Genomic DNA, 15111 nt, shown 5'->3' on the forward strand with positions numbered 1-15111 from the left:
GACTAACTCTCCCTGCCCGTGCGCTATAAATGCCCGAGCGGCACCGGCTGGCTGCCCCCAAGCCGTGCATGGCGTCGTTTTGGGTAACTTGGCGCGCTTTTTGCACTTCCTCAGCTAAATCTCTAACGCAACGGTTAGCGACGCTTCAGGACACGCCATGTATCAGCGCTTATTGGAACACCTCACCACGGCGGTACTGCTGCTGGACGGCGAACTTCGGGTTCGCTGGATGAATCCGGCCGCCGAGGCGCTGTTGGCGGTGAGCTTCAGCCGCGTACAAGGCATCAGTCTGGATACCTTGCTGGGCGGCGATGAGAGTATCGATGACGTGCTGGCCAAGGCACGCGATGCGTTTCACCCTTACACCCAACGCGAAGCGCGTATTACGCCGCTCAACAGTGAACCCTTGACGGTGGATTACACCGTGACGCCGCTGTCTGCCGAAGAGCTGCTGTTGGAGGTGGAGCCCCGTGATCGGCTGATGCAGATTTCTCGAGAAGAAGCGCTGACCACCCGCCAGGAAACCATCAAGGTACTGGCCCGCGGGCTGGCCCATGAGGTGAAAAACCCCTTGGGCGGTATCCGCGGTGCGGCGCAGCTGCTGGAGCGCGACCTGGACGACCCGGCCTTGCGGGAGTTTACCCACATCATCGTCGAGGAAGTGGATCGTCTGCGCGATCTGGTGGACTCCATGCTGGGCCCCAATCGCATCATCAAGCATGAGCCGGTGAACATTCACAAAGTGCTGGAACGCGTGCGTGCGCTATTGCTGGCCGAGCACCCGCAGGTCACCGTTCATCGCGATTACGACCCCAGCTTGCCCGACCTCTTTGGCGACGAGTCGCAGATGATTCAGGCGGTCTTGAACGTGGCCCGCAACGCGGTACAGGCCATGAGCGAAGCCGACACGCCGTCCCCCACGCTGACCCTGCGCACCCGTGCCCGCCGCCAGTTCACCCTGGGGGCCGAGCGCCATCGGCTGGTCAGCGAGGTGGGTGTCATCGATAACGGCCCCGGCATTCCCGATGCGCTTCGCGAAACGCTCTTCTACCCCATGGTGTCAGGTCGCGCGGAAGGCAGCGGCCTGGGACTGTCGATTGCTCAGTCAATTTTGCACCAACATCAAGGATTGATCGAATGCGATTCTCGACCCGGACACACCGAATTTCGTTTACTGATTCCATTGGTTATTAATTTACCGGAGATGCGTCATGACTGAGGCGACACGTACCGATGTTGCACGGGTGGTTATCGTCGATGATGACCGCGCTATCCGCTGGGTACTGGAACGCGCGCTGGCGCAACCCGACCTGGATGTAGAGTGTATCGAGCGGGCGGATACGGCGCTGGCTCGGCTGCTGGAAAACCCGCCGGACGTGCTGGTCACCGATATTCGCATGCCAGGCATCGACGGTCTGGACTTGATGTCCCGCGTGCGTGCCGCCCATCCTGATTTACCCGTCATTGTCATGACCGCCCACTCGGATCTGGATAGCGCGGTGGCTTCTTACCAAGGGGGCGCTTTCGAGTACCTGCCCAAGCCCTTTGATGTCGACGAAGCGCTGGCGCTGGTGCGGCGCGCGGTGGCTCATGCCCGCGAGCGGCAGCGGCCGGTCAGCGTACCGGAAGGGCTGAGCGCCGAGATCATCGGCGAAGCGCCTGCCATGCAGGAGGTGTTTCGCGCCATCGGCCGCTTGTCGCACTCTCATATCACGGTCTTGATCAATGGGGAGTCGGGCACCGGTAAAGAGCGGGTGGCCCAGGCGCTGCATCAGCACAGCCCGCGCTCCGGCAAGCCGTTCATTGCCCTCAATATGGCGGCAATTCCTCGTGACCTGATCGAGTCGGAACTGTTTGGCCATGAGAAAGGCGCCTTTACCGGTGCCGCCCAGCAGCGCCAGGGGCGTTTCGAGCAGGCCAACGGCGGTACGCTGTTTCTGGATGAAATTGGCGACATGCCCGCCGAGACGCAAACGCGCCTGCTGCGGGTGCTGGCTGATGGCGAGTTTTACCGGGTCGGCGGCCATACGCCGGTCAAGGTGGATGTGCGCATCATTGCCGCTACCCACCAGAACCTGGAATCTCTGGTGGATGAAGGGCGTTTTCGTGAGGATCTGTTCCACCGTCTGAACGTGATTCGGGTGCACCTGCCGCGCCTGGCCGAGCGCCGTGAAGACATCCCCCGCTTGACGCGTCACTTTTTGGCGGAGGCGGCCAAGGAGCTATCCACCGATATCAAGGTGCTGACGCCCGAGGCAGAAGCTCACCTGACGCGGCTGCCGTGGCCGGGTAACGTTCGTCAGCTGGAAAATATCTGCCGTTGGCTCACCGTGATGGCATCAGGGAGGGAGATCTTGATCGAGGACCTGCCTCCCGAGCTGCGCTCGGTCAGCGCGCCGGAAGGAGGTGCTTACGGTGATTGGCGTTCGGCCTTCCGGGATTGGGCCGACCACGCCCTGGCCGAAGGGCATACGCACCTGCTGGAAGAAGCGGTGCCGGATTTCGAGCGCATCCTGATCGAAACCGCCCTGAAGCATACCGGGGGGCGCAAGGGGGAAGCGGCCGAGCTGCTGGGCTGGGGGCGCAATACCCTGACGCGCAAGCTCAAGACGCTGCTGCCTGCGCTTGCCGACGAGTAGGCTGTTGATCGCCGTAGGCTCGGCGATCCCGGCTCGGAACCACTAAAAAGCCCGCTGACACGGTCAGCGGGCTTTTTCATGCCATCCTGTTCACGGCATGCGGGGCAGCTTAGTCGTCTGCACCCGGTACGCCGCCCAGCTCTTCGATCAGCGCCTTGTAGCTTTCGGTCTGCTCGGTGAGGGTCTGAGTGACAAGCAGAACAATAGGAGAGGACGCATCACGCTGCACACGTGGCCAGAAACCGCGTGAAATCCGCCAAGATGACATCCAGGCTTTGGTGCAGCCGATGGTCGTCATCCACCATGCGCAGCGAGAGCCGCTGGCGCTGGGCGTGCTCGATGACCGGGCCTGGCAGCACCACATCGTCCTGCCAGCCATGGATCACATGGGTGTGTCGGGCCTGAATGAAAGGGGAGCTTTCCGGGTAGCGGGGCATGCCGAGCGCGGGAGCCAACAGGAAGCAGCCCAGCATGGGCGTCTCGGCACTCAGTGCCGCACTGATCCAGCCGCCCAGGCTAGACCCTGCCAGAATGCATCGGGATGGGTCGTCGCCTCGGGCATTCAGCGTCTCACGCAGGTGGCTCAAGCGGGCCGCCGGCTCGCTCATGCCGCGATAATCCATGACCACGGGCTCGCAGTCATCCACGTGTTCCGCGACGCCTTTCAGCGCCTGTATCTTCAGGGCGCCTGGGCCGCTCTCCAAGCCGTGGGAAAGAAAGACCGTCATCATCATGGGGTTATTCCGCCGAGCGCTGAATGGCGGCGCCACCCCGCTCGATATCCTGACCCATACCACGAACCGTATTACATCCGCTGATGACCAGCAGGGTCGACATCAAGAGTATGCCAAGCAGCATGGAGCGTTTCATGAGCGTGTCCTCAGTGGGGCCCATCCTCGAGAGTGGGGCATTCGGTGTATAACATAAGCGTTAACGAGAGGGCTCGCCACTGGTCGTGCTGACTTTGTGACACAAACGGCGTTGGCAGGCTAAAAATGCGCTATACGCATTTGTCTCATGTGCCAGTTTTATACAGGTTTCGGGTCGTCGGTGGGCTGGATTGGCATAGCAGGGTGGTTTTTTTATTTTCATATGTATTTGTTTTTTATTTGCTTTTCTATTTTTTAAAAGTTTTGGCCTGGCTGATGCATTATCATGGACAGTAGCATGAACTGCCTCGGGTTCACAGGGAGTGTCCCCTTTCTTCATCGACAGTGTGGGCAGGCTAACAGGCAGTCAAGGAGGGCAGGACGCCCAGAAAGCACCAGGGACGTGTAGGGACATCGAGCCTGCTCACTCTTGCCAGCACCTGGATGTGCTGGCCATCAAGGCCAAGGATCGGCAGCGATGCAAAACAGCCATCTCGCGTTTGTGGGATGGTTTTTTTGTGTTATTTTTGTTGTCTCAAGTAACTGATTTTAGATACTTTTACAAATCCATCCCTTCATCTGTACAGTAATGGTACAGATGGGCGCAGTGTTTTGGTCTATCCTGTCGTGTAGACCAAATTTCAGCGGTGAGAAGACGTCAACGCAACGGCCGCACACTGACAGGGACACGCGTTATGGCGATGGTATTGATGTTATGCATGTTCGTGCTCTTCTTGGGGTTTTCGGGGGTAGGCCTGTATATGGCGTTCAAGACGTCATTTTCAGGGGGCCTGGAAGAGCGTGACGACATGCCACCTGATATGTAAGTCCTCCCTTGCAAGACATCCGTCCCAATGTAAAACGCCCGCTATTGCGGGCGTTTTGCTATCCGATGTTTACCAAACAGCGCGTAAAGCATCGCCCAGTCGGGCGGTGATACAAGCGCGCACCGCGTAGCGGTGCCAGATTGACCTCGCCTCATTACCCTGATATTTATACAGCATGACAAAGCGTGCCTACAAAGAGCGGTTCTACCCCACCTCCGAACAGGCTGAGCTGCTGGCGCAGTCGTTCGGGTGTGCCCGTTTTGTCTGGAATAATACCCTGGCCTATCGCACCGAGGCGTATCAGCAGCGCGGTGAATCGGTCCCGCACTCATCGGCGGAAAAGCGACTGGTGGGCTTAAAGGCGGAGTTTCCGTGGTTGCGGGATGTTTCCAGCGTGATCCTGCAGCAAACGCTCCGCGACCAGAAAGCCGCCTTCGACAACTTCTTCAACCCAAAGCTCAAGGCGCGCTACCCACGTTTCAAGCGCAAGGATTGCCGGCAGTCGATCCGGCTGACCAAGGCCGCGTTCCGCTATCGGGATGGTGAGATCACTATCGCAAAAGCGAAGACGCCGTTACCCATCCGATGGAGCCGGTCACTACCCTCTGCACCCTCTACCATCACGATTTCACGCGATCGTGCTGGACGCTACTTCATCAGTTGCCTGTGTGATTTCGTGCCAAAAGCGCTTCCGGTCACGCGCAAAACGGTCGGCATTGACCTCGGCTTGAGCGATTTGTTCATTACCAGTGACGGCGCAAAATCGGGCAATCCGCGTCATCTGAAACGCTACGAGGCGAAGCTGGCCTGCTTGCAGCGCCGGTTGGCGAAAAAACAGGCAGGTTCAAACAACCGCAACAAACACCGTTGGAAAGTGGCACGGCTACATGCCAAGATCGCCGACTGTCGCCGTGACGCTACCCACAAAGCGACCCGCGCACTCATTAACGAAAACCAAGTCCTGTGCGTCGAGTCACTTAATATCATTGGTATGATCAAGAATAGACGGCTTTCTAAATCCATTAGCGATGCCGGGTGGGGTGAGTTCGTCCGGCAACTGGAATACAAGGCCGCCTGGGCGGGGCGCCAACTGGTGAAAGTGAGCCAGTGGTTCCCCAGCAGCAAGCGGTGTCATGGCTGTGGCTACAAGGTTGAGAAACTGCCGCTGTCGCAACGTCACTGGCACTGCGAAAGCTGCGGCTATCCCATTGACCGCGACATCAACGCGGCCAGGAATATACAAACCGCCGGGCTGGCGGGGTTAGCCTGTGGAGCGACCGGAGCGGAGGGCAGCGGCCTGGCTGCTATCTAGTGAAGGCGTGTGGAAGCAGGAAGGTTCTGGGGGTGATCTCAGAACCCTCGCCCAAAGCGCGAAGCGCGGCGGGCGGGGAGTGTCAGTTGCCTTGCCATCGACCCTTGCCACGGTCGGGCACCATCCTGCCAAAGTAGAGCAATCCGAATGCCAGCCAACCGACGGTCAGTATGGCGGTCAATCCCAGCACGGCGGGTGCGCCAAACTGGGCAATCAGCGGTAACGCGGCGGCGGTGAACAGGCCGCCCCCCACCACGGGTTCGAACATCAGCTGTTTGTAGCCAAAACTCTCCAGTGCGCCGGACTTGTTCTTGGGGTCTGCCATGCGCATCAGCAACAGTCCGGTGACGGTCACCCCCATGGATTGGCCGAAGTCACCAATACCGCGTTCGAACCAGTTCTCGGGGATCACGCGAGGGGCGATCACGATCAGCACGAACAAGCCCCAGGCAATCCCGGCCAGTGCCAGCAGCAGGAACGGGATGAAGTAATCGCCCAGCGTGGTCAGCGAAAGCGTCGCGAGGGCGGCTACGATGGTGAAATCCAGCGCGGTGCCCGCAATACGTGACATGGTGCGGGTGGATACGTGCCGTTCCAGCCCAAAGCGCATGACACATAGCTGTACGATCACCCCGCCAATCATGGCGATGGGAAACAGCGGCACGTGGGCGAGTATTTCCAGCCCGCCGTCGCGTGCCCAGGTCATCTGCTCTACCCACTGCAGGCCTGTCAGCAGCAGCCAGCCAATCACGATGGCGATGCCCACCAGCCCGATATGCAGGCTCAAGGGGTCGGTGGTGCCTGCTTCTTGTGCCAGATCCTTCTTGAATTCGCTGAACTCCTCTGTGGAGGGGCGTTCGTCTTCACGCAGGCTTTCATCCGGCTGGTCTTCTTCACGGGTGGGCTTGACCACGCCTCTGCGTGCCGCGATGTTGATCATCACCGTGCCGATCAACACCCCCGAAACGATGCCGACGGTGGCCAGGCCCAGCGCCAGGTCGGCGCCTTCCTCAAAGCCGAGGTCGGCGAAGGTATCGGCCATGCCTGCGGCGGTGCCGTGCCCGCCTTCGAAACCGATTTCAATCAGTGCCCCCACCATGGGGTTCATGTTGAACATGGGAACCAGTACCAGCAAAGCAAGGCTTAGACCTACCACATACTGGCCCCACGCCATGGTCTGGCCCACCACGACCTGCGGCCCTGCACGTAACCAGATGGTGCGAATCCCAGGGATGGCCTTGCCGATGAACAGGGCAGCAAAGACGACGTTGATCAGCAGCCCAGGCAGCGCCGACCAGCTCTCCTGGACGTAAGCGGGGAACAACCCGGGGCTTTCTTCGAACAGTGTGGGCATGAAGCGCCCGATGACATCGGGGCCAAGCAGCAGCAGGAGCAGCCCGCCAATCACCGAACTGGGAAGAAACAGGCGGCGCAGCCAGGGTAGCCAAAGGCGCAGCGCATTGCTGACCAGCAGCACCAGCGCAATGAGCACCAGCGCGATAAACAGTTCACCTACGGTCATGGTCATCTCATCGCTCCTTGATGATCCGAAAAGGGTAATGAGATAAACGTAGTGCCAATCAAATGAAAGCGCTATGGCGTTCAGGCGTCGAACAGCACCTAGCCCATCCAGTAAAGGCTCAGTAACGCAAACCCGTAGCCCATGGCAGCACCGGCCAGCACGTCACTGGCATAGTGCAGGCCCAGGCCTACTCTTGAAATCGCGATGATCAAGGCAAGCGGTAACACGATCGGTAGCAGCCAGGGCGTGTGGCTGGCCACCAGTACGCTGAACATCACGGCATGCATGGTATGACCACTGGGAAAACTGTAGCGGTCTCGGGCAGGTTGGCCGCAGTGGACGCCCCCCAGGTAGGTGATGAAAGGGCGTTCGCGACACAGCCGAGTTTTCACCAGCTTGTAGACCAGAATCGCCAGCAGCGCGATCAGTGAGTATTGCCACATGCGCCATAGTCCGTCCGTTTGCAGCCACGGCTGAGCTGCAATCAGCAGCACCCAGATGGGCCAATCACCCAGTTTGCTGGCCGTCTGGAGCGTCAGACGCCAGGGGCGGTAGAGCGAGAGATGCGTCACGCGCTGGCAAAAGCGCCACTCCCACAGGTCAAGACGATCGAATACGACAAGCGGGCGAGCTCGCATGGCGGGCCTCCTGGGCATGGTGCAGGTAACGTAGAAATTGTTCGGCAATGCCCGACCAGCTCTGTTCCAGTGCGCGCAGGCGGGCGACTCTTCCTAGTCGTGCGTAATCGGCAGGGTGCTGGCACAGCGTGACCGCTGCGTGTTGAAAGCCCAACGCATCGTCGGTCGCCACGGTGATGCCGTTATGACCACTGTGAATCAGTTCTGCACTGGCTGCGTGGCGAAACGCCACGACTGCCAGGCCGCTGGCCATGGCTTCGGTCACTACGTTGCCCCAGGTTTCGGACAGCGAGGGAAACACGAACATGTCGGCGCTGGCGTAGTGGCGTGCCAGCGAATGCTTGTCCACAAATCCGGTGAAGTGGACTTCTGGCAAGGCTTTTTGCAGCTGGCTGCGGGCCGGGCCGTCGCCCACGATGACCTGCGCCATATCGGGGCGAGCGCTGCGCATGGCTTGCAGCGTTTCCTGCAGGAGCGAAAGGTTCTTCTCGGGTGCCAGGCGCCCCACGTACAGGGCCACCGGTTGATGCTCGCTGACGCCCCACTGCTGACGCAGCGCGAGGTCGCGGTGGGCGGGCGAAAAGCGCTCGCCGTCGATACCTCGGGCAAGCACCTGCACGTCTTTGATGCCATCTTGGCGCAGCGCCACGGCTTGCTGCTGGGTAGGCACCAGGGTGAGGGTGCAGCCATTGTGGAAATAGCGCAAATAGCGTCGTGTCGCTTTGGTCAGCCAGGCAACACCATGATCTTGGCAATAGTGGTCGAAGTTGGTATGCCAACCGGCCACCAGCGGCAATTCCAGGCGCTGGGCTGCCTGGCGGGCCGCCCAGCCCAAGGGGCCTTGGGTTGCCAGATAGACGACGTTCGGGCGGTACTGCTGCCAAAAGCGCTGAAGCTTCCCAGGGCGGGCAAAGCCTACCTGAACGTCGGTATAGTTAGGCAGCGCAAACCGCTTGACCTGAAGTTCCTGGGTGGCGCACGCGGCGCTGCCAGGTTGACGCGGCGCCGGGCGTATCACGTCCACTGTGATACCCAGCAACAGCAGTTCACGACACAGCCGGTTCAGCGTGTGCGCGACGCCGTTGATTTCCGGTGACCATGTTTCGCTGACGATACAGAGTCGCATGAGCGATTCATCCCTTTATCACGTTTAGCGCCATGGTGAGGCCCAACAGTGACACCGAGGCGACAGCCAGGTGAACAAGCGATGACACGCAATGTGCCCTGTCTTGTGCAGCAGTAAGCAAGTATCGTTACATATACCAGGAAAGTGACTTGACCCTGACGAAAGGAACCCAGTCCATGACCTCACGACACTTTGTTACTCCATGCGCCATTGCGGGTGCACTCATGATCTCGTCATCGGCCGTGATGGCCGACGAGACCTTTACCCTGACGATCTATCACACCAACGACCTGCATGGCCGCACGGATGCTTACCCGGCCCTGGTGGCCACCTTGAACGAGGCCCGGGAGGCCTATGGCGAGGGGTTGCTGCTGGATGCGGGGGATATCTTCTCCGGGACGCTCTACTTCAACGAATTTCAGGGCCAGGACGCGCTGACCTTCATGAACCTGATGGGCTACGACGCGTTCGTGCCGGGAAATCATGAGTTCGACCTGGGTGACCCTGAGACCGGTCATCAGGCGTTGGCGGCGTTCTTTGCAGGGGCAGACTTCCCCATTTTAGGCGCCAACCTGGACTTTTCGGCGTCTCCCGAGTTTGCCGAGCGCCTCGGGGAGAGCATCACGGCCGACCCCCAGGCGGGGTATCTCTATGACGGCATGATCCTCGAACATCAGGGTGAGCGTATCGGGATCTTCGGATTGAGCACCCAGGATAGCGACGCCATCTCCAGCCCGGGCCAGGTCACCATTGGTGAGTATCGTCAGGCGGCCGAAGCTATGGTCGAGGCGCTCGAAGCGCAGGGAGTCAACAAGATCATCGCGCTCACGCATCTGGGCTACGACAGCGACCCCCGCGTCGGTAACGACCTGCTGCTGGCAGAGCAGGTCGAGGGGATCGACGTCATCATCGGGGGGCATAGCCATACGCGGGTCGCCCCGCCTGCGCTGCTGACCGAGCACTGGCCAGCGCCCACCGTGGTAGGGCAGGCGGGTGAGTATGGCCAGCATCTGGGGGTCATGCAGGTGATCTTCGATGCCGATGGCGTGGTCCAGGAGGTCAGCGGTGAGCTGCTGGCCACCGACGAGCGCACGCCGGATGCGGCTGCGCTGGAGCTTTTAGCACCGTATACCGAGGCCATCGAAGCACTGCGTGACGAACAGGTAGGTGCGAAGGCGATTCTGGCGCTGCCCAACCCTCGTCATGGCCAGGGTGATGCGCTGAGCGTACGCGCCAACGAAACGGCGCTGGGCAACCTGATTGCCGACGGTCAGCTCCATGCAGCGCGCAAGGTGGTACCGGACACCCTCATGGCGCTACAGAACAGCGGCGGTATTCGTGAAGCGCTGCCCCAAGGGGATATCACCGTGGGTGACCTGATCGCCGTGCAGCCGTTCGGTAACCGTTTGACGCTGCTGGAAGTCACTGGTGCCGAGCTGCTGGAAACCTTCGAAATTGCGCTGACCAATGCGCCGGACGAAAGCGGTGGCTTCCTGCAGGTGTCCGAAGGCACGCGGCTCACCTACGACAGCCGTCAACCCGCAGGCGCGCGTCTCATCAGCCTGGAGGTGAACCGCGAAGGTGCCATGCAGGCGATCGATCCGGACAAGACCTATACCGTGGCTACCAACAACTTCACGGCGGCGGGTGGCGATGGCCACACGGCACTGGGGGCGGCCCACGACGATGGCCGCCATACCATCGTGGGCCATACCGACTGGGAGATGTTGCGTGATCATGTGGTGTCTCGTGGCGAGGTGTTCTATCAGCCCGAGGGTCGCATTGTGGATATTGCCCAGGACGAATAGTCACTTCATCGCCCTGGGCAAGCGGCAGGCTCAGCCGGTGCGCTGCCCGGTGGTGGCATTGAACGGGTGCAGGGCACCGGCGGTGACGTACAGGTTGAGCGTCTCGCCCTCCTGAACGGGGGGCTGGCCTGCGGTTTTCAGTACCGTAGGCTGTTGGCGGTCGGCCAGATGCACGTACAGGTGGCTTTCGGCCCCGGCTGCTTCGTACAGCATCAGCGTGGCTCGTAGCGCGATATGCGGCTCGGCAGGCGGTGTCAGCAGCATGTCATCCGGGCGAATACCCAGGGTGTCCGTGCCTTCCGGCAGCTGGCTCAGTATCCCTTGGTGGTCCTGAGGGGTCAGATACGCCAACGGCAGGATGTTCATGGCAGGGGAGCCGATGAACTGCGCCACGAACAGCGTGGCAGGGCGCGTGTAGATCTCCATGGGCGTGCCCACCTGCTCGATATTGCCTGCGTTCAGCACCACCAGGCGGTCGCCCAGGGTCATCGCTTCGAGCTGGTCGTGGGTGACGTACAGGCTGGTGGTCTTCAGGCGACGCTGCAGCTGCTTGATCTCGACGCGCATCTGCACCCGCAGCTTGGCATCCAGGTTGGAGAGCGGCTCGTCGAACAGGAAGGCCGAGGGCTCGCGTACCAGCGCGCGTCCCATGGCCACGCGCTGGCGCTGGCCACCTGAAAGCTTGCGCGGTTTGCGCTCCAGGTACTCCTCGATTTCCAGCATTTTGGCGGCGGCGCGCACGCGCTGGTCGATGTCATGCTTCTTGAAACCGCGGTTCTTCAAGCCGTAGGCCAGGTTGTTGTAGACCGTCATGTGAGGGTAGAGCGCATAGTTCTGGAACACCATGGCGATGTCCCGTTCGGCAGGCTCCAGCCGATTGACCACCCGCTCGCCGATCTTCAACGTGCCTTCGGTTATGGTTTCCAACCCGGCCACCATGCGCAGCAGGGTCGATTTACCGCAGCCGGAAGGCCCCACCAGTACCACGAATTCACCATCTTCGATGTGCAGGTCGATGCCTTTGACGGCTGCCACGTTACCGGCGTAGGTTTTCTTAAGCCCTTCCAGGGTAATGCTGGCCATGGTTACTTCTCCGTCTCGGTCAGGCCTTTCACGAACAGGCGTTGCATAAACAGGATCACCAGTACCGGTGGCAGGGCCGCCATCACGACGGCCGCCATGCTCAAGTGCCATTGGGGGTTTTCATCGGAGGTCATGCGCTGAATGCCCATCACGATGGTGTAGTAATCCGGGTTGGTGGTGATCAGCAGCGGCCACAGGTACTGGTTCCAGCCGTAGATGAACATGATCACGAACAGCGCCGCGATATTGGTGATCGAGAGCGGCATCAGAATGTCCTTGAAGAACTTCAGCGGCCCCGCGCCGTCCACCCTGGCGGCTTCCAGCATCTCTTCAGGGATGGTCATGAAGAACTGGCGAAAGAGAAAGGTAGCGGTGGCCGAAGCAATCAGCGGAATCGACAGCCCGGCAAAACTGTTGAGCATCTTCAGGTCGGCCACTACCTGGAAGGTGGGGATGATGCGCACCTCCACCGGCAGCATCAAGGTGATGAAGATCAGCCAGAAGAACAGCATCCGAAAGCGGAAACGGAAATAGACGATGGCAAACGCGGACAGCAGCGAGATGGACAGTTTGCCCAGCGTAATGGCCATGGCCATCACGAAGCTGTTCCACAGCATGGTGCCTGCCGGTGGCGCGCCCGCGTTGGAAACGCCGGACTGCCACATGCGCGTGTAGTTTTCCAGGCCGTGGCTGCCGGGCAGCATGGGCAGCGTGCCGCGCAGCAAGTCGCCGGGGGCCTGGGTCGAGGCCACCAGCGCCACGTACACCGGAAATACCACCACGGCAACGCCCAGGATCAGCGTCAGATGGGCCAGGAGGTTGGCCCAGGGGCGGTTTTCAACCATAACGAAACTCCTCACAATCCGCCTGGATCAGTAGTTGACCCGGCGCTCGATGAAGCGGAACTGAACGATGGTCAGGGCGATCACGATGGCCATCAGAATGACCGACTGCGCCGCCGAAGAGCCCAGGTTCAAGCCTACGAAGCCATCGGCATACACCTTGTACACCAGGGTGTTGGTGGCCTGTGCGGGGCCGCCCTGGGTCGTGGCGTGGATAATGCCGAAGGTATCGAACATCGCGTACACCACGTTGACCACCATCAGGAAAAACGTGGTGGGGGAAAGGAGTGGAAAGACGATGGTCCAGAAGCGCTTCATGGGGCTGGCCCCGTCGATGGCGGCGGCTTCGATCAACGACTGCGGGATGGACTGCAAGCCCGCTAGAAAAAACAGGAAGTTGTAGGAAATCTGCTTCCAGGCAGCGGCAAAGATCACCAGCAGCATGGCGTCGCTTCCCGACGTGCGGTGGTTCCAGCGGTAGCCCACCATGTCGAGCATGTAAGGCACGATGCCGATGGAAGGATTGAAAATGAACCACCACAGCACCCCGGCAATGGCGGGCGCAATGGCATAAGGCCATACCAGCAGGGTGGTGTAGGCGCTGCGCGAACGGATCATGCGATTCACCGTGCAGGCCAGCAGCAGCGCCACCGACATGGAGAGCAGCGTGGTGCCGATGGCAAAGGTGGCCGTGACCGAAAGCGCATTGAGGTAGTTGCCATCGCTGAACAGGCGAGTGAAGTTCTCCAGGCCGACGAAGGTCGTGCGCAGGCCGAAGGCATCTTCGCGCAGCAGCGATTGATACAGCGCCTTGCCCGCCGGCCAGATGAAAAAGATCAGCGTAATGACGATTTGCGGGGCCAGCAGCGCATAAGGCAGAAAGCGCCCCGGAAAGGTCATGCGTTTGGTTTGCATAAGCAGGTTTCCGCGAGAACGGGTAGCACGTAAGGCGAGGGGTACGCGGGTCGAGGAGTACCGATGCCGAGCGATACTTGAAACGACTTCGCCGCCTGGCGTTAGTCAGGCGGCGAAGCGAGTGCTTACTTACTGATTGGCGGACTGGAAGTCACGCAGCAGGCGGTTACCCCGCTCAACGGCTGCATCGGCAGCGGCCTGACCAGATTTGTTGCCGGTCATGACGGATTCCATCTCTTCGGAAATGATGTCGCGAATCTGCACGAAGTTGCCGAAGCGCAGGCCCTTCGAGTTTTCGGTGGGCTCGTTCAGCGTCATCTGCTTGAGCGAGATATCCGCGCCTGGGTTCTCGTCGTAATAGCCCTGCTCGGTGCTCAAGTCCCATGCCGCCTGAGTGATCGGCAGGTAGCCGGTTTGCTGGTGCCACTTGGCCTGCACTTCGGGCTCTGAAAGGTACTCGAAGAAGGCAGCAACGGCTTCGTACTCTTCATCGCTATGGCCTTGCAGTGCCCACAGCGTGGCACCCCCGATAATCGAGTTCTGCGGCGCGCCGTCGACATCGGCATAGTAGGGTTGCATGCCGAAGCCTACTTCGAAGTCGGCGTTGGCTGCCACATCTGCCCGTGAGGCCGATGAGCCGAAGAAGATCGCGCACTCCTGGGAGTAGAACATGGGTTCGGCATCAGGGCCTGAACCGGGGCCGCCCCATTTGTAGGCACCCGCGTCCTGCCAGGCTTTCAGGTTGTCCCAGTGGCGAGCCACCAGGTCGTTATTGAAGTTCAGCTCGGTGTCCAGGCCACCAAAGCCGTTCTCCAGAGTGCCCAACGGCGAGTTGTGCATGGCGGAGAAGTTCTCCAGCATCACCCAGCTTGGCCACGAGGTGGTAAAGCCACAGTTGGCCGCACCCGATTCGGTAATTTGAGTGGCGTATTCTGCGACTTCTTCCCAGGTTTGCGGCGGCTGCTCCGGGTCTAACCCCGCTTCCTCGAACACATCACGGTTGTAGTACATGATGGGCGTGGAAGAGTTGAACGGAAACGACAGCATGTTGCCGTTGGTGTCGGTGTAGTAGCCCACCACGGCGGGCAGGAAGGCATCCGGGTCGAAGGCACGGCCGTGGGCTTCCATCAGCTCGTAGACTGGGTAGATCGCACCGTCGGCGTTCATCATGGTGCCGGTACCGACTTCGAATACTTGCAGGATGTGGGGCTGTTCGCCTGCACGGAAGGCCGCGATCGCGCCAGTCATCGTTTCGGTGTAGTTGCCCCGATAGCTGGGGGTGACGCGGTAATCGTCCTGGGAAGCATTGAAGTCTTCGGTCATCTCTTCCAGCAGGTTACCGAGCTGACCTCCCATGGCGTGCCACCACTGGATGTTGGTCGTGGCCTGGGCCGACAGGCTGAAAGTGGCCGTCGCCACACCGAGGGCAAGAGCATGCAACGTGAAACGAGACATAACGACTCCTTGTAGGTCATGCGCAGTACGTTTGTTGAATTTTTTGGGTGCACTGCACAGTAGAAAGTGTAGATG

13 protein-coding genes are annotated in these 15111 nt (G+C 60.3%); 4 read left to right on the forward strand and 9 right to left on the reverse strand.

Annotation, left to right across the window (positions count from 1 at the left end; translation table 11 throughout):
• Positions 1-157: 157 nt before the first annotated feature.
• A complete protein-coding gene (gene glnL, locus RVM26_RS17215; protein ID WP_498939838.1) occupies positions 158-1219 on the forward strand; it encodes a two-component system sensor histidine kinase NtrB in 1062 nt (353 codons plus the stop codon).
• Entirely contained in the window at positions 1212-2639 is a 1428-nt protein-coding gene (glnG, locus tag RVM26_RS17220) for a nitrogen regulation protein NR(I) (RefSeq protein WP_081193481.1), read from the forward strand. Before glnL ends, glnG begins: the two co-directional genes overlap by 8 nt.
• 218 nt (positions 2640-2857) lie before the next feature.
• Here the strand turns inward: glnG and RVM26_RS17225 are convergent, their stop codons facing one another.
• Positions 2858-3370, reverse strand: a complete 513-nt coding sequence (locus tag RVM26_RS17225; RefSeq protein ID WP_287808772.1) for a YqiA/YcfP family alpha/beta fold hydrolase — start codon at positions 3368-3370, stop codon at positions 2858-2860.
• Between the two features lie 7 nt (positions 3371-3377).
• Positions 3378-3509: an entericidin A/B family lipoprotein gene (locus tag RVM26_RS17230; protein ID WP_016915839.1), complete on the reverse strand. Its 132-nt coding sequence runs from the start codon at positions 3507-3509 to the stop codon at positions 3378-3380.
• 1001 nt (positions 3510-4510) lie between these two features.
• Here RVM26_RS17230 and RVM26_RS17235 point away from each other — a divergent pair.
• Positions 4511-5647 carry an RNA-guided endonuclease InsQ/TnpB family protein gene (locus RVM26_RS17235; RefSeq protein WP_498939841.1) on the forward strand — a complete coding sequence of 379 codons (1137 nt, stop codon included), beginning with the start codon at positions 4511-4513 and terminating at the stop codon, positions 5645-5647.
• An 82-nt stretch (positions 5648-5729) separates the two neighbouring features.
• On the opposite strand, the gene RVM26_RS17240 is transcribed toward RVM26_RS17235, so the two are convergent.
• The 3 genes from RVM26_RS17240 to RVM26_RS17250 form a co-directional block, all read right to left on the reverse strand.
• Positions 5730-7175, reverse strand: coding sequence for a sodium/glutamate symporter (locus RVM26_RS17240; RefSeq protein ID WP_287806342.1), 1446 nt, complete (start codon positions 7173-7175; stop codon positions 5730-5732).
• Between the two features lie 92 nt (positions 7176-7267).
• On the reverse strand, positions 7268-7807 hold the full coding sequence (locus RVM26_RS17245) for a phosphatase PAP2 family protein (protein ID WP_287806344.1): 540 nt from the start codon (positions 7805-7807) through the stop codon (positions 7268-7270).
• Entirely contained in the window at positions 7770-8933 is a 1164-nt protein-coding gene (locus RVM26_RS17250) for a glycosyltransferase family 4 protein (RefSeq protein ID WP_498939844.1), read from the reverse strand. The genes RVM26_RS17245 and RVM26_RS17250 overlap by 38 nt, the downstream gene beginning before the upstream one ends.
• Positions 8934-9109: 176 nt before the next feature.
• On the opposite strand from RVM26_RS17250, the gene RVM26_RS17255 reads away from it, so the two are divergent.
• A complete protein-coding gene (locus RVM26_RS17255; protein ID WP_498939846.1) occupies positions 9110-10741 on the forward strand; it encodes a bifunctional metallophosphatase/5'-nucleotidase in 1632 nt (543 codons plus the stop codon).
• Positions 10742-10771: 30 nt separating this feature from the next.
• Here the strand turns inward: RVM26_RS17255 and RVM26_RS17260 are convergent, their stop codons facing one another.
• The 4 genes from RVM26_RS17260 to ugpB all read right to left on the reverse strand — a co-directional run bounded on the left by RVM26_RS17260 (position 10772) and on the right by ugpB (position 15036).
• A complete protein-coding gene (locus RVM26_RS17260; protein WP_498939848.1) occupies positions 10772-11824 on the reverse strand; it encodes a sn-glycerol-3-phosphate import ATP-binding protein UgpC in 1053 nt (350 codons plus the stop codon).
• 2 nt (positions 11825-11826) lie between these two features.
• Complete coding sequence (gene ugpE, locus RVM26_RS17265; protein ID WP_498939850.1) at positions 11827-12669, reverse strand: ABC transporter permease; 843 nt, start codon at positions 12667-12669, stop codon at positions 11827-11829.
• Positions 12670-12696: 27 nt separating this feature from the next.
• On the reverse strand, positions 12697-13581 hold the full coding sequence (gene ugpA / locus RVM26_RS17270) for a sn-glycerol-3-phosphate ABC transporter permease UgpA (RefSeq protein WP_039183234.1): 885 nt from the start codon (positions 13579-13581) through the stop codon (positions 12697-12699).
• A gap of 129 nt (positions 13582-13710) precedes the next feature.
• Positions 13711-15036, reverse strand: coding sequence for a type 2 periplasmic-binding domain-containing protein (gene ugpB / locus RVM26_RS17275; RefSeq protein ID WP_498939852.1), 1326 nt, complete (start codon positions 15034-15036; stop codon positions 13711-13713).
• Positions 15037-15111: the final 75 nt, after the last annotated feature.

Origin of the sequence: Halomonas sp. KM072, from assembly GCF_050710315.1 — a bacterium.
GTDB classification, from domain to species: Bacteria; Pseudomonadota; Gammaproteobacteria; order Pseudomonadales; family Halomonadaceae; genus Vreelandella; species Vreelandella hamiltonii.